The organism is Sphingorhabdus sp. SMR4y (genome assembly GCF_002218195.1).
Taxonomy (GTDB): domain Bacteria; phylum Pseudomonadota; class Alphaproteobacteria; order Sphingomonadales; family Sphingomonadaceae; genus Parasphingorhabdus.
This window is the reverse complement of record NZ_CP022336.1, coordinates 1,878,254-1,901,470: the sequence shown is the minus strand read 5'-3', so window position 1 is coordinate 1,901,470 and position 23,217 is coordinate 1,878,254. Positions and strand designations below refer to the sequence as shown.

22 protein-coding genes are annotated in these 23,217 nt (G+C 58.2%); 12 read left to right on the top strand and 10 right to left on the bottom strand.

Annotated features, from left to right (window positions below):
* The first annotated feature begins 11 nt into the window (after positions 1-11).
* The 3 genes from SPHFLASMR4Y_RS09045 (at position 12) to egtD (ending at position 2,913) form a co-directional block, all read left to right on the top strand.
* On the top strand, positions 12-590 hold the full coding sequence (locus SPHFLASMR4Y_RS09045) for a cob(I)yrinic acid a,c-diamide adenosyltransferase (RefSeq protein WP_089133246.1): 579 nt from the start codon (positions 12-14) through the stop codon (positions 588-590).
* A gap of 188 nt (positions 591-778) precedes the next feature.
* Complete coding sequence (egtB, locus tag SPHFLASMR4Y_RS09040) at positions 779-1,936, top strand: ergothioneine biosynthesis protein EgtB (RefSeq protein ID WP_089134794.1); 1,158 nt, start codon at positions 779-781, stop codon at positions 1,934-1,936.
* A gap of 17 nt (positions 1,937-1,953) precedes the next feature.
* Positions 1,954-2,913, top strand: a complete 960-nt coding sequence (gene egtD, locus SPHFLASMR4Y_RS09035) for an L-histidine N(alpha)-methyltransferase (protein WP_089133245.1) — start codon at positions 1,954-1,956, stop codon at positions 2,911-2,913.
* Positions 2,914-2,916: 3 nt separating this feature from the next.
* Here egtD and SPHFLASMR4Y_RS09030 read toward each other — a convergent pair whose 3' ends face one another.
* Positions 2,917-4,014, bottom strand: coding sequence for a DUF1176 domain-containing protein (locus SPHFLASMR4Y_RS09030; RefSeq protein ID WP_089133244.1), 1,098 nt, complete (start codon positions 4,012-4,014; stop codon positions 2,917-2,919).
* A 75-nt stretch (positions 4,015-4,089) separates the two neighbouring features.
* On the opposite strand from SPHFLASMR4Y_RS09030, the gene SPHFLASMR4Y_RS09025 reads away from it, so the two are divergent.
* Genes SPHFLASMR4Y_RS09025 through SPHFLASMR4Y_RS09000 form a run of 6 tightly spaced genes read left to right on the top strand, consistent with a single transcriptional unit; the run spans position 4,090 to position 10,048 of the window.
* Positions 4,090-4,959, top strand: a complete 870-nt coding sequence (locus SPHFLASMR4Y_RS09025) for a 3-hydroxyacyl-CoA dehydrogenase family protein (protein WP_089133243.1) — start codon at positions 4,090-4,092, stop codon at positions 4,957-4,959.
* Positions 4,956-5,615 carry a phytanoyl-CoA dioxygenase family protein gene (locus SPHFLASMR4Y_RS09020; RefSeq protein ID WP_089133242.1) on the top strand — a complete coding sequence of 220 codons (660 nt, stop codon included), beginning with the start codon at positions 4,956-4,958 and terminating at the stop codon, positions 5,613-5,615. Before SPHFLASMR4Y_RS09025 ends, SPHFLASMR4Y_RS09020 begins: the two co-directional genes overlap by 4 nt.
* Before the next feature lie 23 nt (positions 5,616-5,638).
* Positions 5,639-6,784 (top strand): epoxide hydrolase family protein, encoded by a 1,146-nt coding sequence (locus tag SPHFLASMR4Y_RS09015; protein ID WP_089134793.1) that lies wholly within the window; start codon positions 5,639-5,641, stop codon positions 6,782-6,784.
* 6 nt (positions 6,785-6,790) lie between these two features.
* Positions 6,791-7,711, top strand: a complete 921-nt coding sequence (locus SPHFLASMR4Y_RS09010; protein ID WP_089133241.1) for an ABC transporter permease — start codon at positions 6,791-6,793, stop codon at positions 7,709-7,711.
* 4 nt (positions 7,712-7,715) lie between these two features.
* The gene (locus SPHFLASMR4Y_RS09005; protein ID WP_089133240.1) at positions 7,716-8,504 is read left to right on the top strand and encodes an ABC transporter permease; all 789 of its coding nucleotides are present in this window, start codon (positions 7,716-7,718) and stop codon (positions 8,502-8,504) included.
* Entirely contained in the window at positions 8,501-10,048 is a 1,548-nt protein-coding gene (locus SPHFLASMR4Y_RS09000) for an ATP-binding cassette domain-containing protein (RefSeq protein ID WP_089133239.1), read from the top strand. Before SPHFLASMR4Y_RS09005 ends, SPHFLASMR4Y_RS09000 begins: the two co-directional genes overlap by 4 nt.
* Positions 10,049-10,107: 59 nt before the next feature.
* Here SPHFLASMR4Y_RS09000 and SPHFLASMR4Y_RS08995 read toward each other — a convergent pair whose 3' ends face one another.
* The 5 genes from SPHFLASMR4Y_RS08995 to SPHFLASMR4Y_RS08975 form a co-directional block, all read right to left on the bottom strand.
* Positions 10,108-10,875, bottom strand: a complete 768-nt coding sequence (locus tag SPHFLASMR4Y_RS08995; protein WP_089133238.1) for a TorF family putative porin — start codon at positions 10,873-10,875, stop codon at positions 10,108-10,110.
* Positions 10,876-11,216: 341 nt separating this feature from the next.
* Complete coding sequence (locus SPHFLASMR4Y_RS08990; protein ID WP_089133237.1) at positions 11,217-12,518, bottom strand: mechanosensitive ion channel family protein; 1,302 nt, start codon at positions 12,516-12,518, stop codon at positions 11,217-11,219.
* On the bottom strand, positions 12,515-13,714 hold the full coding sequence (metC, locus tag SPHFLASMR4Y_RS08985; RefSeq protein ID WP_089133236.1) for a cystathionine beta-lyase: 1,200 nt from the start codon (positions 13,712-13,714) through the stop codon (positions 12,515-12,517). Before metC ends, SPHFLASMR4Y_RS08990 begins: the two co-directional genes overlap by 4 nt.
* 26 nt (positions 13,715-13,740) lie before the next feature.
* The gene (gene sseA / locus SPHFLASMR4Y_RS08980) at positions 13,741-14,577 is read right to left on the bottom strand and encodes a 3-mercaptopyruvate sulfurtransferase (protein WP_089133235.1); all 837 of its coding nucleotides are present in this window, start codon (positions 14,575-14,577) and stop codon (positions 13,741-13,743) included.
* 126 nt (positions 14,578-14,703) lie between these two features.
* A complete protein-coding gene (locus SPHFLASMR4Y_RS08975; RefSeq protein ID WP_089133234.1) occupies positions 14,704-16,242 on the bottom strand; it encodes a cryptochrome/photolyase family protein in 1,539 nt (512 codons plus the stop codon).
* A gap of 111 nt (positions 16,243-16,353) precedes the next feature.
* On the opposite strand from SPHFLASMR4Y_RS08975, the gene queF reads away from it, so the two are divergent.
* The 3 genes from queF to SPHFLASMR4Y_RS08960 all read left to right on the top strand — a co-directional run bounded on the left by queF (position 16,354) and on the right by SPHFLASMR4Y_RS08960 (position 18,396).
* Positions 16,354-16,824, top strand: coding sequence for a preQ(1) synthase (gene queF, locus SPHFLASMR4Y_RS08970; protein WP_089134792.1), 471 nt, complete (start codon positions 16,354-16,356; stop codon positions 16,822-16,824).
* Positions 16,824-17,912 carry a glutathione S-transferase family protein gene (locus SPHFLASMR4Y_RS08965; RefSeq protein ID WP_089133233.1) on the top strand — a complete coding sequence of 363 codons (1,089 nt, stop codon included), beginning with the start codon at positions 16,824-16,826 and terminating at the stop codon, positions 17,910-17,912. The genes queF and SPHFLASMR4Y_RS08965 overlap by 1 nt, the downstream gene beginning before the upstream one ends.
* Positions 17,913-17,994: 82 nt before the next feature.
* Positions 17,995-18,396, top strand: coding sequence for an acyl-CoA thioesterase (locus SPHFLASMR4Y_RS08960; RefSeq protein WP_089133232.1), 402 nt, complete (start codon positions 17,995-17,997; stop codon positions 18,394-18,396).
* 21 nt (positions 18,397-18,417) lie between these two features.
* Here SPHFLASMR4Y_RS08960 and SPHFLASMR4Y_RS08955 read toward each other — a convergent pair whose 3' ends face one another.
* The 4 genes from SPHFLASMR4Y_RS08955 to hflC form a co-directional block, all read right to left on the bottom strand.
* Positions 18,418-19,998 carry a helicase HerA-like domain-containing protein gene (locus SPHFLASMR4Y_RS08955; RefSeq protein ID WP_089133231.1) on the bottom strand — a complete coding sequence of 527 codons (1,581 nt, stop codon included), beginning with the start codon at positions 19,996-19,998 and terminating at the stop codon, positions 18,418-18,420.
* A gap of 104 nt (positions 19,999-20,102) precedes the next feature.
* On the bottom strand, positions 20,103-21,641 hold the full coding sequence (locus tag SPHFLASMR4Y_RS08950) for a Do family serine endopeptidase (protein ID WP_089133230.1): 1,539 nt from the start codon (positions 21,639-21,641) through the stop codon (positions 20,103-20,105).
* A gap of 284 nt (positions 21,642-21,925) precedes the next feature.
* Positions 21,926-22,366, bottom strand: a complete 441-nt coding sequence (locus SPHFLASMR4Y_RS08945; RefSeq protein WP_089133229.1) for a nuclear transport factor 2 family protein — start codon at positions 22,364-22,366, stop codon at positions 21,926-21,928.
* A 6-nt stretch (positions 22,367-22,372) separates the two neighbouring features.
* The gene (gene hflC / locus SPHFLASMR4Y_RS08940) at positions 22,373-23,212 is read right to left on the bottom strand and encodes a protease modulator HflC (protein ID WP_409928890.1); all 840 of its coding nucleotides are present in this window, start codon (positions 23,210-23,212) and stop codon (positions 22,373-22,375) included.
* Positions 23,213-23,217 lie beyond the last annotated feature (5 nt).

Below are 23,217 nucleotides of genomic sequence, written 5' to 3'. Positions count from 1 at the left end.
CGGCTCTCCCGATGGTAAAGCTCAACAAGATTTACACGAAAACCGGCGATGACGGCACGACCGGACTGGTCGACGGATCGCGCATTGCCAAGAATGATCCGCGGATGGCGGCAATCGGCGATGTAGATGAACTGAACAGCGCGCTGGGTGTGGCGATTTGTGAAATCGCCGATGACACGCTGGTCCAGACCTTGCGTGTCATCCAGAACGACCTGTTTGATCTTGGTGCCGATCTGGCTACGCCGGCAGCCGACGGGGATGATTTTACCCCCTCGGAGATGGTTCTGAGGGTGGTACCGTCACAAGTGGAGCGGCTGGAGAAGGCTATCGACTCGGCGACGGCGGAGCTTGAGCCGCTGACCAGTTTCATTCTGCCTGGTGGCACGAAGGCCGCTGCAGCCATTCATCTGGTTCGCTCGGTTGCCCGGCGGGCCGAGCGGACCTGCGTCGCCGCAGGCAGAAATATGTCAATCAACCCCCAGGCACTGGCCTATATCAATCGTCTTTCCGACTATCTGTTCGTACTCGGAAGAGCGCTCAACAAGGGCGGCAAGGACGATATTCTGTGGGTGCCGGGAGCATCGCGCTAAAACCCGAATTTGAGCGGCGTTGCGACTATTTGCAACCAACTGGCGGGAAGATGCGTTGTTGACCTGATGATTGTTCGCGCTATGTTCTGAAGGGAATAAGAGCCGCCACCGGAGTAGGATTGATCGCCAGCCAACCACAACGCCCGCTTCCGCATGCGGCCGACGCACATGATGAATCCCGGGCGCATGTGTTGCTCGACCGTTACCGGGCTGTGCGGCACCATTCGGTCGGGCTCGCGGAAGGGCTGAGCGATGCCGATGCAACGGCCCAATCGATGGACGATGCTTCCCCGACAAAATGGCATCTGGCCCATGTCAGCTGGTTTTTTGAAACCTTCCTGCTGCGGGATCATGTTGTCGGCTATCACCTCTTTGACGAGGCTTATCCCTATTTGTTCAACAGCTATTATGAAGCCGAGGGCGCACGGCATGCGAGGCCCGAACGGGGCCTGCTGACCCGCCCGTCGCTCGCCGAGGTGATCGCCTATCGTTCCCATGTCGACAAGGCGATGATCGAGGCGATGCAGGGATTTTCCGACGGGTTGCTTGATCTGGTCGAACTCGGCCTCAACCATGAACAGCAGCATCAGGAATTGCTGCTGACCGATATTCTGCATCTCTTCTCCCGAAATCCACTGAAGCCTGCCTATAGCCATGCGCCGCCGGTTACGGCAGCCGAGCGCGGGCCCCTGGAATGGATCGAGGGCGATAGGGGTGTCCATCAGGTCGGCCATGACGGACGGGGATTCGCGTTTGATTGTGAAGGCCCGAGTCATGCGGTGCTGCTTCATCCGCATGCCATAGCCAGCCGGCCGGTAACCAATGGCGAATGGCTCGCGTTCATGGACGACGGCGGCTATCGAGAGGCCAGCCACTGGCTCTCGGACGGTTGGGCCTGGGTGCAGCGGGAAGGCATAGACGCGCCGCTATATTGGAGCCGGGAGGCTGATCGGCAATGGTCCGCGTTCGGACTGGGCGGACAGCATGATCTCGACCTTTTTGCGCCGGTGCAACATATCAGCCATTATGAGGCAGATGCTTATGCCAGCTGGGCGGGTGCACGCCTGCCGACCGAAGCGGAATGGGAGACAGCCGCGAAAAAAGGTCTGCCCAATTGCGGTGCTGTGTGGGAATGGACCGGCAGCGCCTATCTGCCTTATCCCGGTTTCAGGCCCGCCGACGGGGCGGTCGGCGAATATAACGGCAAGTTCATGTCGGGCCAGGCGGTGCTGAAAGGCGGTAGTGTCGCTACCCCACCGGACCATATCCGTCCGACTTACCGCAATTTCTTTTATCCCCACCAGCGCTGGCAGTTCTGCGGATTGCGGCTTGCAAAAGACCTTTGACGTAAAGGACCACCCTCATGGACATGACCACTTCGCTCGTAGATCATAGTTTTCGCAAGGACGTCCGGCGCTGCTTTGACAAGCAGACCCACGCAATTCCGGCGCGCTGGCTATATGACCGGCGTGGTTCGGAACTGTTTGAAGAAATTACCGAGCTTCCCGAATATTATCCGACCCGGACCGAGACGGAATTGCTCAAGGACAACGGAGCGGCTTTTGCTGCATCGACCGGCGCCGGCCGGGCGGTAATCGAATTTGGCTCCGGGAGTTCGGTCAAAACCCCGCATTTGCTCAAAGCAATTGACCCGGCCGCCTATGTGCCGATCGACATCTCGGGCGAATTCCTGGAGCATAGCGCGTCGCTGCTCCAGGAAGAATTTCCGGACCTGCCGATATATCCGGTCGAAGCGGATTTCATGACCCGGGTGGACCTGCCCGAAGCTGTTGCTGACATGCCCAAGCTAGGTTTCTTTCCCGGCTCGACAATTGGCAATATGATCGCTCGGACTTCCGTCGATCTGCTGCGCTTCATGCGAGAGACGTTGGGCGATGGCGCGCAACTGCTGATCGGCTTCGACCGGATCAAGGATATACAGACATTGATCGAGGCTTATGATGATGCGGCTGGGGTAACGGCGCAATTCTCGCTCAATCTGCTCCACCGGATCAACCGCGAACTGGAAGGTGATATCCCTGTTGAGCAGTTTCGTCACAAGGCAGTCTGGAACGATCTCTATGCGCGGATCGAAATCTTTCTGGAAGCCCAGACCAATGTGCAGTTTTCGATCAACGGGCATAGTTACGACATGGCCGGCGGACAGAAAATCCATATCGAGAACAGCCATAAATATGGATTGCGCGATGCCCGGCTAATGCTTCGGGCCGGTGGCTGGACGCCCTTGCACGAATGGAGCGACGCGCAGGACCATTTTACCTTGATGCTGGTGGAAGCGCACCCGCTCAAACACGCGCCCTAGCGGTTATTTTCCCGATACGGCCGTCTGCTCCAGATTGCGGTAGTTCGCCCGCCAGATCGCAATCCATTCATAGGCCCCCCGGCATTCCGGCATGGCGCTGGCTTCTGTCATGCGGAACATATCCCCGTCCCAGATATAGCTTTCTGCGCTCCCGCAATCGCCGAGTCCGCGACCCTTGCCAAAACTGCTGAGCTTCTGGTCCTGTTCGTCCCAGCCGGCATTGACCAGCAAGGGATCGGCACCTTCACCACCCCAGCTGGGCTGGCGGTCAAATCTGGCCGGCGTGAATGTCCAGCCGCTGGTGGCGCGGGGATTCTCGACATATTCCCCGACATAGGGTGCGCTGGAAAAATTATAGGCGCCCGAGCCGCAGGAAATCAGCACCAGCGCCCGGAACCTGTTGCCGCGTCTGCCCAGCGGAAAGACCTGATCCTCCACCAGCCCGTAACGCTCGTTCTTGCATCGGGAGTCCTCTGCCAGGGCCACGATATCACCGGTTTCCGGAGCCAGTTCGGACTCTTCCCACCGGTCGACCATGATCGTCGGAATCTCGCTATTCGCAGGCTGATAAGCGCGCGACCCTATAGCGACCAGCGCGGTGCCGGTTCCGGCGCGCTGCTGCTTGTCGTCGATATAGCGCAGGGCCGCCGAGGAACCGGCCAGCGAAACCTGGGTGATATTCTCACCATTGGGACCCTGAATAACAAGATGTCTGCCGTTGATAATGGCCTTCGCCACCTTCTCGGCATCCGTGCCGACAATCTCTATCGGATAATCGCCCTGCACGATCGGCCCGGTATCAACCAGCTGGCCATCGATCTTCATCCGGTACCGATCCATCTCCCGAGCGTGGAACAGGACGCGGATCTTGAAAATATCATCCTTGCCGGCAGTCCTGACGATCGAGACCGGCCCGTCCCAGCCGTCAAACCCGGCCGCGCCGTTGGCAGGCACGAGTGAAACAGCCTGACAGTTGCCGCCATTGTCACAGCCGACGGTCCAGTCCCGGAAAGTACGGATTTCACCCGGCTGTGCCGCGGGCGGGGCGATAGCAGCTGCAAGGGTTGCAAATATTCCGACAATGAAACTGATAGGGGACATAATTGCAATCTAGCCAGTTTGGCCGACAATCGCTAGTGGCTTTTCAAACACATCGAACAGCATGAAGGGCATGATATGAAAGCAATCGGTATTATCGGATCGGGACAAATGGGCGCCGGCATCGCGCAGGTTTCGGCTCAGGCAGGCTACCATGTCTATCTGTCGGACGTGAGCATGGAAATCGCCGAACGCAGCAAAGCGGGGATCGCCAAGCAGCTGTCGCGGCTGGTCGAAAAGGACAAGATTGATCAGCAGGCGGCCGAAACGGCACTCGGTCGTATCGAACCGATCGTCCAGCTCGACCCGATGGCCAATGCCGACATCATCATCGAAGCCGCCACCGAGCGCGAAGACGTCAAGCGCCAGATTTTTGCCGCGGCGTCCGAAGTGCTGGGTCATCAGGCGATTTTGGCGAGCAATACATCATCGATCTCGATCACCCGGCTGGCACAGTCGGTGAAAGACCCCTCGCGCTTTGTCGGCGTGCATTTCTTCAATCCTGTACCGCTGATGGGGCTGGTGGAAGTCATCCGCGGCCTTGCGACCAGCGACCAGACCGCGGCCATGGCCAGCGATTTCGCCAAAGCGGTGGGCAAGACCCCGGTCATGGCGAAAGATTCGCCCTGTTTCGTTGTCAACCGCATCCTGCTGCCGATGCTCAACGAAGCGTTTTTCGCGCTCGGCGAAGGCACGGCCTCGATGGAGGATATTGATCGCGGCGTGCAGCTTGGCCTCGGTCATCCGATGGGACCGATCACGCTTGCCGATCTGATCGGACTCGATACCTTGCTGGAAATTCTCCGCGTGTTGCAGAATGATTTCGGCGATCCCAAATATCGCCCCGCGCCAATTCTGATGAAATATGTCGAGGCCGGCTGGCTCGGCCGCAAGACCGGCAAGGGCTTTTACGACTATTCGGGCGAAGTGCCGGTTCCGACGATGTGAGCTTTAGTTTCGAACAGGACGGTGCGGAATTCTACAATAATCAAATAGATGCCTCTGATTTTCTATCTATCCTGCGACCCGTTCCATCTGAACGAGCGGGTGCTCGGTTGAAAGGCATTGTAGGTCTGTCGGAACGGATTGGTGAAAACTCAAGACCGTGGGAGATTGTGCGAAAACACTTGGGTGCGAATGCGCAACCCGTTCGTGCAATATTATTCGACAAGAATGTTGAAACCAACTGGTCGCTGGATTGGCACCAGGACCGCACGATTGCTGTTGCGAAACGGAAAGAAGTTTCTGGTTTCAAAAACTGGACGATCAAGCAGGGCATTCAGCATGTAGAGCCTCCTTTTGAGTTGCTCGCTGATATGGTGACGTTAAGAATTCATCTGGATGATGTAGGGCCGGATAACGCCCCGCTGCGGATTGCACCGGGATCACATAAACTTGGCCGGTTGGCGGAAGATGATTATGCTTCCGCGATAGTGCAATGCGGGGAGGCAGAATGTCTGGCAAAATCAGGTGATATCTGGTCTTATTCCACTCCGATCCTTCACGCCTCAAAAAGTGCGGTCCGACCCCAGCGAAGGAGGGTTTTGCAGGTTGATTATTCGTCATCCAGTTTGCCTGCTGACCTGCAATGGGCGGGAATATAAATGAAGTTTCAGGAGACAAGCCGATGACCGACGAAATCAGAGACTTCACTATCGATATTCCGAAGACCGCGCTGGACGATCTCGACATCCGCTTGCGGCATGTGCGCTGGCCCGATCCGGAGCCGGTCGATGACTGGTCGCAGGGCATCCCGCTTGCCTATGTCAAAACCATCGTTGAACATTGGCGGACCAGCTATGACTGGCGGCGCTGCCAGGATGCGCTCAATCAATATGATCATCATCTGACCGCAATCGACGGCGTCGATATCCATTTCATGCATATCCGCTCGCCGGAAGCCGGTGCACGGCCGTTGCTGATGACGCACGGCTGGCCGGGTTCGATTGTCGAGTTCATGGATGTGATCGGCCCATTGACCGATCCGGTGGCTTATGGTGGCGAGGCAAAAGACGCCTATCATCTGGTGCTGCCGTCGCTGCCCGGATACGGATTTTCCGGCAAGCCGACGACCACCGGCTGGGGCCTGGAGAAAATTGCGCAGGCCTGGGACACGCTGATGACCCGGCTTGGCTATGACCGCTATTTCGCGCAGGGCGGCGACTGGGGTGGCATGGTGACCTCGGTGATCGGAGCGCAAAATCTCGGCCATTGTGCCGGCGTGCATGTCAATCTGGTGGTGGTCGGCCCGCCGTCCGAAGAAATGATGGCCAGCCTGACCCCCGAAGAGCAGGCGTCACTCGCCCGTTTCGCCGTCTATCAGGAACAGGGCGCAGGCTATGCCGAAATCCAGCGGACCCGGCCGCAGACCTTGGGCTATGGCCTGGCCGATTCCCCGGTCGGGCAAATGGCCTGGATCATGGAGAAATTCCAGGGCTGGGCCGACGATGCCAAGGCCCCGGACGAAAATTTCGATTGCGATCATCTGCTCGACAATGTGATGATCTACTGGCTGAACAATGCCGGTGCGTCCTCGGCGCGGCTCTATCGCGAAAGTTTTGGCGCGCCCAATGTCGATCCGGTCACCATCCCCTCCGGGTGCAGCATCTTCCCCAACGAGATCATCACCCCCTCGCGCCGCTGGGCGGAACAAAGGTTCAAGGATCTGCGCCACTGGGGCGAGCCGGAAAAAGGCGGCCATTTCGCGGCGATGGAAGTGCCGGAGCTGTTCGTGCAGGAAGTGCGCGACTGTTTTGGCAAGATGGAGCTTTAGCGGCGCGTGCTTGCCCTGATCACCCGGCGGTTGATGACGGCCATTCCGACCCTGCTGGTGATCATATTGGCGTCTTTCTTCCTGATGCGGTTGGCGCCCGGCGGACCATTTGACGGGGAACGGCCACTCGATCCGGCGACGCAAGCGGCCTTGCAACAGGCTTATGGTCTGGACCGGCCTTTATGGGAGCAGGCGTGGCTGTACGTGTCGCGGCTGGTGCAGGGGGATTTCGGGCCCTCGCTGGTCTACCGCGACTTCACCGTATCGGAACTGATCGCGCAGGGGCTGCCGATTTCGCTCACGCTCGGGGGATTGGCGATATTGCTGGCGCTGCTCATCGGGGTGACGGCAGGTCTTTTTGCCGCCGTGCGTGCGGGAAAGACTGTCGACAAGACGATCATGATGCTGGCGACGGTGGCCACTGCGCTGCCGACCTTTGTTACCGGCCCCGCTCTCGCACTGTTCTTCGGGCTGTGGCTGGGCATGCTGCCGGTATCGGGAACGGGACATGGTGTGGCCTGGCTGATCATGCCGGTCGTCGCGCTGGCGCTGCCGGTATCGGGAGCGATTGCCAAGCTGACCCGGGCCGGATTGGCCAGCGTGCTCAAGCAGGACCATATCCGCACCGCCCGGGCACGCGGCCTTTCCGAGGTAAAAATCCTGTTCAAACATGGTTTGCGCCCCGCGCTGGTACCGGTGGCAAGCTATCTGGGACCGGCCGCGGCGGGGCTTCTGACCGGGGCGGTGGTGGTCGAGACGGTCTTCGGCCTGCCGGGCCTGGGGCGCTATTTCGTGCAGGGTGCGCTCAACCGCGACTATCCTCTCGTGCTCGGTGTGGTCACGCTCTATGCGGCGCTGATCATCCTCTTCAATCTGTTTGCCGACCTGATCTACGGCTGGCTCGATCCCAGAATGCGGGAGGGATAAGCGCATGCTGAAGCGTCATTTCCCGCTCGTCCTGGTTCTGCTGATTGTCGCGCTGGCGCTGGTGCTGCCGTTCCTTCTCCCGTGGAACTATGACCAGATCGACTGGGATGCGGTTCGCGCGCCTGCGTTCAGCGGTTCGCATATTTTCGGCACGGATGATATCGGCCGGGACCGTCTGGCGCGGCTGGCCGCGGGCACCCGGATCACATTGCTGGTGGCGATGGCCGCAGCGCTGGTGTCGCTGGTCGTCGGCATCGCCTGGGGTGCTACCGCAGGCTGGATCGGCGGGCGAGTGGACGAGGTGATGATGCGGATCGTCGACGGCCTTTATGCGCTGCCCTTCATGTTCATCGTGATTCTGCTGATGGTGGTGTTCGGACGGTCGATCCTGCTGGTCTTCGTCGGTATCGGGCTGGTCGAATGGCTGACCATGGCGCGGGTGGTGCGGGGGCAGGTGATGGCACTGAAACAGCGACCCTTCATTCTGGCAGCCGAGGCGGCCGGCACGCCTTCCATGACGATCATTTTGCGCCATATCTTGCCCAATATCGCTGGCGTGGCGCTGGCCTATCTGATGCTGACCGTACCGCAGGTGGTGATGGTCGAGAGTTTCCTCTCCTTTCTAGGGCTGGGCGTGCAGGAGCCGCTGACTTCGCTGGGCATATTGGTCAAGGAAGGCGCTGACGACATGGATATGGCGCCGCTCGGATTGCTGCTGCCCGGCGGCCTGCTCGTGCTGATCCTGGTCTGCCTGACGATAGAGGGCGAACGATTGCGAGATCGTTTCTCATGAGCCTTTATGAAATAGACAGTCTGGCCGTGAATATTGCCGGCAGGCGGCTTGTTGAGGAAGTCAGCCTGACCGTCGAGCCGGGCCAGTGCACCGCGATCATCGGCGCGTCTGGTTCAGGCAAAAGTCTGACCTGTCTGACGCCGTTCGGGCTGACAGCCGGTACCGCTTTCGGCGCGATCACACTGGACGGTATCGACCTTGGCACCACAGATGCCGGACATCTGCGCGATGTGCGCCGCAAACTGGCCGGATTTGTCTTCCAGCAGCCTCTGACCGCGCTGACCCCGCATCTGACGGTCGGCGCGCAATTGCAGGAAGCCGCGATGCAGGCCGGAGCAGCGCGCCCATCGCGGAGGGAACTGGCGCTCATGCTGGAGCGTGTTGGTCTTTCCCGGGCGGACGAGCGACTGGACCAGTTTCCCCACCGGCTGTCCGGTGGCGAACGGCAGCGGGTGATGATTGCCGCCGCTATTGCCCATGGTCCGAAATTACTGGTCGCTGACGAACCCACCAGCGCGCTGGATGCGTCTTTGCGGGCCGAGATTATGGATTTGTTCGATCAATTGCGGACGGAACAGGGGGTGGGCATGCTGCTGGTGAGTCACGATCTTGCCTCGGTTGCGGGCCATGCCGAACAACTCGTGGTGATGGAACAAGGCCGAGTGGTGGAAGCGGGGCCCACTGGCACGATAATCGCAAGTCCCGCACAAGATTATACCAGACGCCTGATCGCTGCGACACCGCGTCTGGAAGAGCCGTCACCGGAACTGGGACAGCCTCGCGATCTGTTACTCGAGACCGTGCGCGTCGGCGTCGAATTCCATCGCCCCGGCTGGCGTCGGGGTCATATCCGCGCCGTGACCGATGCAAATATCCAGATAAGGCAAGGCGAATCCCTGGCGCTGGTCGGTGGTTCGGGTTCCGGAAAATCGACCTTGGGACGGGCCATCGCCGGCATTGGACCGGTGTCCGAGGGCGAAATATTGTGGCAAGGTTCGACGCTGCCCCAACGCCGCGAGCGCAGTCTGGAAGTGCGTCGGCTTATCCAGCCCGTATTTCAGGACCCGATTGCCAGTCTTGATCCGCAATGGCCGGTCCATGAAATTATCACCGAGCCACTGCGCAATCTTCGTCCCGAACTGACAAAGGCCGAGCATGAGGAAATGGCGCGACGGGCTCTGTCCGACGTCGATCTGGCGGAGGATTATCTGGCTCGCCTGCCGGCCAGTCTCTCGGGGGGACAGGCGCAGCGGGTCGCGATTGCGCGAGCAGTCATTGCGATGCCGAAGCTGCTGGTGCTGGATGAGGCGACCTCGGCGCTCGATCCGCTTGTCGGAGCGGAGATTCTGCAGCTTCTCCTGCGGCTTCAGACCGACAACGGATTGAGTTTGTTGTTCATTACCCACGACATCGCTGCGGCGCGCAGATTATGCCACCGGATTGCAATATTGGAAGATGGCAGGATCGTTGAAACTGGCGAGATGCAGGCGGTCATCAACGATCCGCGACATGCGGCAACGCAAAGGCTTGTCGCCGCCAGCTAAAAAGAAAGGGCCGCTCGAATGTTCGAGCAGCCCCCTTTTTCAGCGTGAATTATGTGAATTTAGAACGCTACGCCGAGTGTGAAAACGACTGTGTCATCGGTGAAATCGTCCACTTTGACACCACCGACGCCGACATACATCAGGCTGGCGGTCAGATTTTCCGTGATCGCCCAGTCAGCGCCGACCGACCAGTCGAAATTGTCGCCATCCGTGGCGGTCGACAGGGAGCCGTCCGTATAGCCAAGATGGGCATTCAGGGAAATCGGCGTATTTGGAATGCCGGACGAGAAATCGGTGTAGATATAGAGGTTGTCGTCATCACCGATCGCTGCCTGGTCGAACGCATAAGCCGCACCAAGTGTGGCTTCTACAGGACCCAATGTACCGGAGATCGAGGCATAAGGTTCGAAATAGTCGCTCGGGCCAGCAATGCCGCCTTCACCATTGGGGTAGATGTAATAGAGCAGGCCAACATCAACGGATACGCCGGAAGCGACTTCGCCAGACCAGCCGCCGTAGACGTCGAGCTCGGTGTGACCGAATGTAGCAGAATCCTCGATGGATGAAGCCCAGGTGCCGATATAGAAGCCGCTTTCATGGCCGATGTCGATTCCGCCCTGAATGGCAATGTCGCCATCGGAAAACGATACACCGCGGAAACGGTAATCGGAGGTTACTGCGGCGTTCCCGGAAACAGTGATTGCGCTGGAAGAGTCATCTTCCTGAGCGAATGCCGGTGCTGCCGTAGAGGCGAGCAAGATGGCCGAGAGGCCGAGAACAGTTGATTTGGCTTTTCCGCCAAGATTAGCTTTATTAGACGTGCGCATGGAAATCCCTTTCTCGTTAATGCGTATCGCCCCTCCTGATCTGTTTTCGCTGTTATTTTATTGCGCCAGATGCCCCGAACGCGAACAGTCTCTAAACATGCTCAAAAAAGCTGCTCCATATTGTTGCGCTGCACAAGAATTAAAACGTCAGGAAGGATGACATAATCGTGATATGTTGCACTTGCGCCACAAACCGGTTTTGGACCGCTTAAAATTTAGGCGGTTTCAATTCAGGGTGACTAATAAAGCGTCAATGGGCGTTTCGGACCAGAATTTTCGTTAACCGAACCGTTGTTTCTGTTCGATTTCGTTGATTTGATCGATTCTCTGATCCCTGACGGCTATTTCGGAGCCGGTCCCAGGGTGACGGTTCCGCCTTCCGGCAGCGATCTGATATGGACATCGCGCTGCGGAAACGGAATTTCTACGCCATGTTCCTTGAACAGGTCCCAGACCCGCTTCAGGATCGCCGCCTTGAAATTGCCGACGCCTGATTGCGGGTCCTTGATCCAGCAGCGAATTTCGAAATTGACGCTATTGTCACCAAATTCGAGCATCCAGACGACAGGCTTGGGATGATTGAGAACGCGCGGCACGTCGACGCAGGCCTGTTTCATCAGTTCGATCGCCTGATCCATGTCGGTATTGTAGGACACGCCAACAGGAATGCTGATCCTCACGTTTGGACTGGAATAGGACCAGTTTTCCACTTCGCGGGTCATCAGATCCTCGTTCGGGATCAGATGCTCCTTGCCTTCGCGGGTCAGGACCGAGACCGCGCGCACGCCAATCTTGTTGACCCAGCCATAGGTGTTGCCGACAGCAATCACGTCACCCGGCTTGATCGAACGGTCCATCAGCAGGATGATCCCGGCGATCAGGTTACCGATGGTCTTCTGCATGCCGAAACCGATGGCGAGGCCGAAGGCGCCGGAGAAGACGGCAAGAGCGGTCAGGTCTATTCCGACCACGTCGAGACCCAGAACGAAGGCGCCGGCCAATATTGCGACGGTCGCCAGCTTCTGACCCAAAACTTTCTGGGCGCCGTCAAGTTCGCTATTGCTGATGACATAGGTTACGAGCTTCATCAGCACGCGGGCCACCGCGAGCAGAATGACGGCGGTCATCGCCAGCGTGACAATCCAGAGCAGCGAGATTCGGCGCGAACCCAAGCTGAAACCGACCTTGTCCATGGCCAGGGTAATCGGCTCGATCCCCCCGACCAGACCGGACCCGATGCTGACGAACAGCGCCAGGCCAATGGTCGTTCCCAACCAGTCCGGCATCCGGACGCCGCGGATCAGGTCATTGGCAAACAGCCCGACCGTTATCGCGATGGTCAGTGAAAAGACGACCTGCGCGATCAGATTCCAGGGATAGAATGCCAGAAAAATACCGCAAAGGATGAAAGTGGTCGCGCGCCGCGTCATATCGCGGATGCGCCGGCCGGCAAGCTCGCTTTCGTAGCCGGCGCGGGCTTCCCACAAGTGGCGCAGCTTCGGACCGATATATTTGCTGAGATACCAACCGGCAGTCAATGCCAGTATGACCAGTCCGGCCGCGACGCCGCCTTCGATATACTGGACATTGCGTGGCGTGTCGGAAGTCAGCGATTCCAGATAATTGAGCGCATCCTCGATCATGACTGTACACTGTGGTAATGTTCAAAAGCTTTGGCAAGGTCCGCGATCAGATCATCCGGATGTTCCAGTCCGATATTCAGTCGGACCAGCGGGCCCTTTTGCTGCCATTGGGTTGCGGTACGATGTTTTTTCGGATCGACCGGCAACGCCAGGCTTTCGAAGCCACCCCAGCTATAACCGATGCCGAACAGTTCCAGCGCATCAATGAAAGCCGCTCGGGTCTGGTCATCACCATCAGCAAGCTCAAAGGAAAATAGTCCGGATGCGCCTTTGAAATCCCTCTTCCATATATCGTGGCCCGGACAATCGGGCAGGGCGGGGTGGAGGACCAGACCGACTTCGGGCCGTTCCTTCAGCCAATGTGCCATCTTGAGCGCGCTGGCCTCGTGCTGGCGCAGGCGAACGTCGAGCGTCCTCAATCCGCGCGCAGCCAGATAGGCATCATCCGGTGACACGACCTGCCCCAGCTGCTGGGCGGTGCGGCGAAGGCGGGTCCAATATTTGCCATGCGTGGTGACCGCGCCCATCATCACGTCGCTGTGGCCGACAATATATTTTGTCGCGGCGGTTATTGCGATATCCACACCCTTTTCCAGCGCTGGAAAAAAATGCGATGTGGCCCATGTATTGTCGAGCAAAGTGACAATGCCTGCCGCGCTTGCCGCCTCGCAGATGGCCGGTACATCCTGAACTTCGAAGGTCAGGCTGCCGGGACTTTCCATCAATATGGCTCTGGTGGCGGGGCTGAAAAGGTCGGCGATTTCCGCACCGATCAGCGGATCATAATAGCGGGCGGTGATGCCCATGCGCTTGAGAAAAGCATCGGCGAAGCTGCGGCTGGGATCATAGCTGCTGTCGGTCAGCAGAATTTCGTCGCCGGGTTTCAACACGGCGAGCAGGGAGCAGGAAATGGCGGCAACCCCGGAGGGGTAAAGCATGGTTCCGGCCGCGCCGGGTTCCATTTCGGTCAGCGCTGCGGCCAGTGACCATTGGGTCGGCGAGCCACGCCGACCATAGAAGAAGCGCCCGTCATCATTGGACTTCAGGCCCTCCCGCAGATGGGCCACATCATCATAGAGATGGGTACTGCCCCGCCAGACAGGCGGATTGACCACGGCTCCGGTCCAATTCTTCCGGCGTCCCCCGGTGACAACCTGGGTCGCTGGCTTTTTTGAACCAGAGTCGTGATCTGCCAATTATAGTTCCAGCGGCGACCGCATGTTCAGACGGATTCTTTCGGGGTATCGGCGTCAGCGCCCCATTCGGCCCAGCTGCCGTCATAAAGCGCGGTCTTTTCTGCGCCAGCGAGGGCCGCAGCAAAGGAGACGACGGCTGCGGTCATGCCCGAGCCACAGGTCGTGACCAGTGGCTTGGACAGATCGACCCCGGCATCGTTGAAGATCGCCTTGATCTCGTCGCTGCTTTTCCAGGTGCCATCGGCGTTGAAGAAACTGCTGTGCGGAATATTGGTCGAGCCCGGAATATGTCCGGATGCGATTTCGCCGCGTGGATCCGGTGTTTCACCGCTGAACCGGTCGGCGGGTCGCGCATCGACGACCTGCTCATCCTTGCTGTGGAGATTGGCGAGCATATCGGCCTTGGTGCGGATATCCTTGTCGTCCTTCCAGACGGTGAAATGGCGATGGCGCAAGGCTTCCTTACCGGTTTCCAGCGGCCGGCCTTCCGCTTTCCACTTGGCGATCCCGCCATCAAGAATGGCGACTTCATGTGCGCCGAACATGGTCAGCATCCACCAGGCGCGAGCGGCGCTCTTGAGCGGGCTGTCGTCGTAGAGAACGACACGGCTGCCATCACCCAGACCGAGCGACTGCATGCGGCTGGCGAATTTCTCCGCCGGCGGCAGCATATTCTCGATCGGATTGCTGCTGTCGGTCAAATCACTGAGATCCATGAAGACCGCCCCGGGAATGTGGCCCGCTTCATATTCTGCGGCCGGATTACGACCGGCATCCGCCATGAATTTCGTCGCGTCCACGATACGCAGATCGGATGCGCCCAGTTCGTTGGCCAACCATTCGGTCGTTACCAGCAATTCCATATTAAACTCCTCATGCCCGCAATTATTTGCGCTACTCTAGCCGCCGTCTAGCGACTCGATTTCAAGGCGTCGAGGCTATAACGCATTGCCCGATGAATCTACCGCTTTATGTGGTTTTTGGGCCATTCAATTTTTCTGCAGTTGATCGAGAAAATTTTCGGCGCGTGTGCGAATGTCATCCCTGGTATGTGAATCCATGCCCTCCCATGTGCGATAAGGCATCGCCAACCGGTGATTATTCCCGAGCTGATCCCGGTTTCGAACAAGAAAATCCCAATAAAGGGAATTGAAGGGGCAGGCATTTTCGCCGGAGCGCTGTTTCACATCATAGCGGCAATGCTGGCAGTAATCCGACATCTTGTTGATATAATTGCCTGACGACGCATAAGGTTTGGAGGCAATGGTTCCGCCATCGGCGAACTGGCTCATGCCAAGGGTATTGGGTAGCTCGACCCACTCATAGGCATCGGCATAGACTTCCAGATACCAACGATGCACCGCTTGCGGCTGGAGACCAGCGATCAGCGCGAAATTGCCGGTTATCATCAATCGCTGGATATGATGCGCATAGGCGAGGTCCAGCGTCTGGCCGATCGCTTCAGCCATGCAATGCATATCTGTGTCACCCGAATAGAAAAATTCCGGCAGGGGCCGTTCCGCTGCCAAAAAGTTGCGATCGACATAATCGGGTCCCTCGCGCCAATAGATGCCTCGCATATATTCGCGCCAACCGATGATTTGCCGGATGAACCCTTCGGCAGCGTTCAGCGGGACGTCCCCGTCGTGATAGCGGCGCTCGACGTCCTGACAGAGCTCAAGCGGATCAAGCAGGCCGGAATTGATATAGGGCGACAAAACTGAGTGCCACAGAAACGGTTCCCCGCTGAGCAGCGCATCCTGATAGTCGCCAAAGCGGGGCAGCGCCTGATCGAGAAATTTGCGCTTCTGCCGCATCGCTTCCTCATGGGTAACCGCGAAGTGGAAATGGTCCAGTGAACCCGGATGATCCGCAAATTTCTCAGCGACCAGAGCGAGGACGTCTGCCGTTATCGCATCGGGGCGGAACCGAATCGGTTGCGGGATAGACAGGTCCCTCTTTGCCGGTTTGCGATTGGCGCTGTCATAATTCCATTTTCCCCCTTCGGGCGTGCCGTCCTGATCGAGAAGCAGTCCGGTTTTTCGCCGCATTTCGCGATAGAAAAATTCCATACGGAGCTGTTTTTTGTCCTCGGCCCAGGCGGTAAAATCCTGATGCGTTGCGATGAACCGCTGGTCGGGGCAAATCGAGACAGGAAGGCCGAACTGATCTTCCCAATTCTCGATCATCGCCATGACCCGCCACTCGCCGGCCTCGGTAATGCGGATATTTTTTATGCTATGTCGTTCGAGAGCCCGGGCGATTTCGCCGGAAAAACTGCCGCTGTTGCCGGGATCGGACAAGCTTACATATTCCACTGCCCATCCGCGTTCTTCCAGCGCCTTTGCGTGATGGCGCATGGCGGAAAATATATAGGCAATCTTTGCCTTGTGGTGCCGGACGTATGTTGCCTCCTCATCGACCTCCATCATCAGAAGCAGGCATTCGTCGGGATTCTGCCCGGCAAGCGATGAGATGTTGACAGAGAGCTGATCGCCCAGGATCGGTATAAGAGTTTTTTCAGCCATGTCGGGCCTATGACATTATCGCGCGGCAACTGGCGATGCGTTCTTTCGGGCAACATCAATATAGCGTCAGGGATTGATGACATCGCGCGCGCGCTGCTCTAGATGGTTTGCATGACCGATGATGAATCCAAAAAAACGGCACCGCGATATCTTGGACAGGATAGTGCGTTGCCAGAATCTCCCGAAACGGCAGAGCTGGACTATGTGCCTAATCCGCGCGTGGGCGAATTATATTTGACTCGCTTCGCGGCCCCCGAATTTACCTCGCTTTGTCCGGTTACGGGGCAGCCGGATTTTGCCCATCTGGTGATCGACTATGCGCCGGGCGAAACGATTGTGGAGTCGAAATCGCTCAAGCTGTTTCTCGGATCGTTCCGCAATCATGCCGCCTTTCACGAGGATTGCACGGTCGGCATCGGCAAGCGCCTGTTCGACGAGATGCAACCGAAATGGCTGCGGATTGGCGGCTATTGGTATCCGCGTGGCGGCATACCGATTGACGTTTTCTGGCAGTCGGGCGAGCCGCCCAAGGGGCTCTGGATCCCGGATCAGGGCGTCGCGTCTTACCGGGGCCGCGGTTGATGCCGCATAAGTTCTACGGCGGACAACTCTCCCTCTATTCGGGCAAGGCGCGGGCCTATCTCGACTGGAAGGGGGTGGATTACGAAGAATTTCTCAGTACCACCGAGGTTTACAAGACGATCATCGTCCCCAGAGTCGGTCGCCCGGTGATTCCCGTGATGGTTACCGAAGACGACGAAACCCTTCAGGACACAACGCTTATCATCGACCATTTCGAGGCGGAGATCGGCGGACCATCCGTTTATCCCGATACGCCCAGACAGAGGCTGGTGGCGCTGCTGGCGGAAGTGTTCGGCGATGAATGGCTGGTGATTCCGGCGATGCATTATCGCTGGAACTATAACGAAGAATGGGTCTACGGCGAATTCGGGGCGGTTGCAGCCCCCGAAGCGAGCAGGGAAGAGCAGCTGGCAATCGGTCGCGAGCGGGGCCAGACGTTCAAGGGTTTTTGCCCGATATTGGGGATCAGCGAGCAGACCATCCCTGCGATCGAGGCTGGCTATGAAGCGCTTCTCGCCGATCTCGACCGGCATTTTGCACAATATGATTTTCTGCTGGGCTCGCGGCCCTCGATTGGTGATTATGGTCTGATCGGTCCGCTTTATGCCCATTTATATCGCGATCCCGCGTCGGGCGAGATCATGAAACGGCTAGCGCCGAACGTGGCTGCGTGGGTCGAACGGATGGTGAATGTGCGAGAGCCATTGTCGGGAGAATTTTTGCCGGATGACACGGTTCCGCAGAGCCTGTTTCCCGTATTGGCAAGAATGATGCGGGAGCAGACGCCGTTCCTGCAGAAAACCGCTGATCTGTTCAGCGCCTGGAACGAGGCCAACCCGGATACGGAAATTCCGCGCGCCGTTGGCATGGCGGATTTTACGATCGAGGGCGTGACCGGACAGCGGATTGCGCCGCCGTTTAGCCTGTGGATGCTGCAGCGGCCACTGGATTATTATCGGGGTTTGGCGGACGGCGACAAAGCGGCGGTGGATGAATTGCTGTCGGCGGTAGACGGCGCAACAGGTTTTTCAAGCTTCACGATGGATCAACCATTGGCGTTCGAGCAATTCAAGCTTGTTCGGGGCTGACATCTCCCCGCTTTGCCGTATTCGGGAATAGAATCGACTTTGCCCTATCAATCGGCCACGGTCATTCTTATATATTGTCGATATGAGCAGTATTACACATCATCATAGCATTGCCATCGAACCGTCCGACATTGATTTCATGGGCCATGTCAATAATGCCAATTATCTGACCTGGGTGCAGGATGCCGTGGTCGCTCACTGGCAGAAATTCGCACCCTCCGAAGCGGTCGCTGCCCATCTCTGGGTGGCGCTCAAGCATGAGATCACCTATCGCAAGCCGGCGTTTCTGGAAGATGACGTTATCGCCGAAGTGTTGCTGGAAAAAGTCCACGGTGCGCGCGCCTTCTACAGCACCGTCATCCGGCGGGGCGAAGAGGTTTTGGCCGAAGTCCAGTCGAGCTGGTGCTGTATTGACGCGGACACCTTGCGCCCGACCCGTCTGGCGAAGGATATTGTCGCACGTTTCCTGGGCAGCAAGGACTAGGGGCTACGGGGACTGCGCCGGTTAGCGCATTAGCCCGCCGATCAGATTGCGGACGAAGCGTCCTGCAACCGGCCCCGCCAGATCCGTCACCACGGAACCGACCGCGGACGTCACGCCGGTCCGCACCGGGTTCGCCCGTGATTTTTTGCCGAGCATGGTCGACGCGGCCATACCTGCTGCCGAACCCATCGCCACTTTTGCGCCTCGGCTGAGCGCCTTCTCCCAGATACTCTTGCTCTTGCGTGGTTGTTTGCGGACTTCTTCCTCGCCCTTTTCCTCGACCTCTTTGGCGGTTTCTGTGGCGTCGATCACCTTTTGCGCCAGAATTTCCTCAGCGCTTTGCCGGTCTATTTCGGTGTCATATTTGCCTTCATAGGGGGAGATGGAGTTGATAATCGCCCGCTCCTTGGGTGAAACCGGCCCGAGGCGTGAGCGGGGCGGCTTGATCAGCGTCCGCTCGACGATCGAGGGCGCGCCATCCTCCAGCAATGTCGAGACGAGCGCTTCACCAACCCGCAATTCTGTAATGGCTTCCTCCACATCCAGCTCGGGGTTGATCCGGAACGTGTCGGCGGCCGCCTTGATGGCTTTCTTGTCGCGCGGGGTGAATGCGCGCAGCGCGTGCTGCACGCGATTGCCAAGCTGTCCGGCAACCTCCTGGGGAATGTCGACCGGATTCTGGGTGACGAAATAGACCCCGACACCTTTCGACCGGATCAGGCGCACAACCTGTTCGATCTTGTCTTCCAGCGCCTTGGGGGCATCATCGAACAGCAAATGCGCTTCATCAAAGAAGAATACCAGCTTCGGTTTTTTCGGATCGCCGACTTCCGGCAGGCTTTCGAACAGCTCGGCGAGCAGCCAGAGCAGGAAGGTTGCATAGAGTTTCGGGCTGCGCATCAGCTGGTCGGCGGCGAGGATGTTGATATAGCCGCGGCCCTGATCATCACATTTCAGGAAATCGTCGATCTCGAGAGCGGGTTCACCAAAAAACTGCCCCGCGCCCTGGCTGTCGAGCTGGAGCAGCTGGCGCTGTATGGCGCCGACGCTGGCCTTGCTGACATTGCCATATTTGGCGGACAACTGCTTCGCATTTTCCGCCGTATAGGCGAGCATCGACTGCAGGTCGTCGAGATTGAGCAGCAACAATCCTTCTTCATCGGCAAAGCGGAAAACAATATTGAGCACGCCTTCCTGTGTATCGTTCAGGTCCATCAGGCGGGCCAGCAGCAGCGGTCCCATTTCCGTGATCGTGGTCCGGATCGGGTGGCCCTGCTTGCCGTAGAGATCCCAGAATATCGCCGGATTGTCGGAATAGGCATAGTCATCCATGCCGAGTTCCTCGGCGCGCCCTTCCAGCTTGTCGGCATGTTTGAATTGCGGGGAACCGGCCATTGATACGCCGGACAGATCACCTTTGACATCGGCAACGAATACCGGAACGCCATTGGCCGAGAAGCTTTCGGCCAGGCCCTGTAGCGTGACCGTCTTACCGGTACCGGTTGCGCCGGCGATCAGGCCGTGGCGGTTGGCGCGGGAAAGGTTGAGGCTTTGCCGTTCGCCACCGCCCAGTCCGAGAAAAATTTCTGTTGCATCGGCCATAGGCGGATCCCCTCAATCATATTGCAAAGCTAGTCCCGACTTGACGCAAAAAAAGGGCCGGCGTCAAGCGCCAGCCCTTGTCTGTTACATGTGTTTATATGCGTTTAGCTGTCCTGTAGCCGGACCGCGACAAAGACAGGCTGGCGAGCGCCGCGGCGGATCTGCAGAAGCACAGCCTCCCGGTTCGAACGAGTCGCGTCGCTGATCGCTTCGTCCAGTTCGGCCACGGTGGTCACCGGCTTGCGGTTGACGCTGGTGATCAGAAATCCGCGTCTGATGCCTTTCTGGGCTGCATCGCTGTTCGGATTGACGGTGGTTACCACTACGCCTTTTTGCGTTGATGGAACACCGATTTGCCGGGCGATTGCCGGCGTCAGATCGATCACTGACAGTCCCAGCGCATCGGCGGTTGCTTGCGCACTGGTGCCATCGTCACTCTGGCCCATGGCATCATCTTCGGCGTCCGGATCGAATGTGCTGCCGGCCAGTTCTTCTTCGGATGGGCGCTTGCCAAGCTTGGCGTTGACCTTGATCGTCTTGCCGTTGCGGATCAGCTCGATCGGAACTTCGGTGCCAATCGGAAGATTGGTTACCAGATAGGACAGGGTCTGATCCGGTGTTACCGTCTTGCCGTTCACCTTGGTGATCACGTCGCCCGCCAGAATGCCGGCCTTGGCCGCCGCTTCACCAGGTTCGACCCGCTGGACAAATTCACCCCGGTTCTTTTCGAGCCCCAGGGAGTCGGCCAAATCTTCAGAAAGGGCGCTGATCTGTACGCCGAGATAACCGCGTTCGATGGCCTTTCCTTCCTTCAGGGTTTCGACAATCGGCGCGGCGACTTCCGCAGGAATGGCAAAGCCAATACCGACATTGCCGCCGGTCGGCGAAATGATCGCATTGTTGATGCCGATGACATTGCCGTTAAGATCGAACATCGGTCCACCGCTGTTTCCGCGGTTGATCGACGCATCGGTCTGCAGGAAGCGGTCATAGGCGCCGCCCTGGCCGGTGTTCCTGTGGATGGCTGACAGGATTCCGGTGGTTACCGTTCCGCCGAGTCCAAATGGATTGCCGATGGCAATGACCCAGTCGCCGACCCGGGCGCTGGTGCTGTCACCGAATTTGACGAAGGGAAGGGGCTTGCTGGCCTTGATCTTGAGCACCGCGATATCGGATGCGGCATCACGACCGACGAGCTCGGCCTCATATTCGGTGCGGTCCGGCATGATCACGGTGATCGACTCGATTGTCGCATTGCGGTTGCCCGGTGCGACCACATGATTGTTGGTGACAACATAGCCGTCGGCCGAAATGATGAAGCCGGAACCCAGCGATTGCGCTTCGCGGGTTTGGGCACCGCCGCCGCGCTGGCGGTTGCCGAACAGGCCATCAAATGGCGTGCCTGCGAACGGGTTGTTGTTGACCCGCACGCGCTGGGTGGTGGAGATATTGACCACGGCGGGCTGTAACTGTTCCGTCAGGTCGGCAAAGCTCATCGGCGCGCCTGCGCGCGGTACGACGTTGCGCATCACCGAGCTGTCGTTGGCGGCGGTCTGGGCTCCAGCCGGACCGATCCCGGCCAGAGTTGCTGCACTGCCGGCCAAAAGCAAAGCTGCTGAAATTCCGTAAGCGTAACGCACCATTATCTTCCTCTCAAATTTCTCGCGGGACAAATCGATTGTAACCGCCAGATCCGTTCAAAAATCGCGGAATGAATGGCGCAATTTTCATGAACGGATATTGAATATTAGCATATATGTCCGCCGATCTTTAGCGCAGAACTGCGGGACATTCCCGTTGCCAACCTATTTGGGTGAGCAAAAGCGCTTTCGCAAGCCGGTAATCGGTGTTTCGCAGAAAAAAACCGGCATTGTGCAGAAAAGATGACGTTTGTAGTCGATGACTGCATCGTCGAACGACCCTGATGTCAGAACTCGAATGGACCGTCGGTTTCGAACTTCGGCTTTCCCGAAAAACCGAGAGCGTCATTGGCCAACTGCGTATCGAAAAATTCGTGAACCGACACGATTTTTCCGTCGCAAAATGAAAAGATATGAACGTAGCGCTGGTCGTAGCGCTGCCCGTTTCGGGCGATTCCCCTAGCTTCCATGATGGCGGTTGCGCCCTCCGGACTGTCGTTCATCACCCGCCATTTTTCCGCAAAGCGAAAGCACTCGAAATCCAGAGCCTCGAATATGGCCGGCAAAACCGCTTTCAGGGCGGCGAAGCTGTCATAGCGCCCGGAGATGATCGTGTTCCCCGAGACATTATAAACAACATCGGGATGGTGCAGCGCCTCGAAACCATCGACGTCCATCACCGATAAAGCGGTATAATAGGCGTCGATAATCTCGCGATGGGAGGGCAAGATGCCTTACCGGCCCCGGAACTGGCGCAGATATTCGTTGTCGGGCGACAGCACGAACGAGCTTTGCGGACCATTTTCACCATTGTCCTGGAAGGTCGTCTCATAACTCTTCATGGCGCGGTAGAAATCATAGAATTGCGGGTCCTTGCCAAAGCTTTCGGCATAGGTCCGCGCGGCGCTGGCATCAGCCTCGGCGCGAATGATCTGGGCCTGCTTTGCGCCTTGCGCGCGGATCGTACGTGCTTCCTGATCGCGCGCAGTCCGCATCCGCTGATAGGCGCTGTCGAGTGGCGTGCCATCGGGGAGATCGGCGCGCTTGATCCGCACATCGACAATCTCGGCACCATATTGGCGGGCAACCCGGTTGAGGCCGGCCTGGATATTGTCCATGACCTGGCCGCGTTCCGGGCTCAGCAGGGCGGCAAAAGGCCGTTTGCCGAGTTCGTTTCTTAAAGCAGAACCCAGGATCGGCCGGAGTTCGTCGGAAACCCGCTCTTCACTGCCGGCAGCGATATACATGCGCAGCGGATCGGTGATCCGGAAACGGGCAAAGGCATCGACCTGCAAGCGAAGCTGGTCGGTCGACAGCACCTGCTGCTGTTCCATCTCGACGTCGCGGATGCGCTTGTCGATCCAAACGATCTGTTCAAAAAACGGAATCTTGGCGATCAGGCCGGCCCCGGTTTCACCAAAGGCCTCGCCGGACTGGTAACGATTGACGATCCGCTTGGGCTCGCCAAGCTGGACCACTACGCCTTGCCGTGTTTCCGGCACGATGACGATGGTGTTCAGCAAGATGAACAGCGCGGCGATGACAATCACGCCGAGCGCGACGGGATTTTTCATGATCT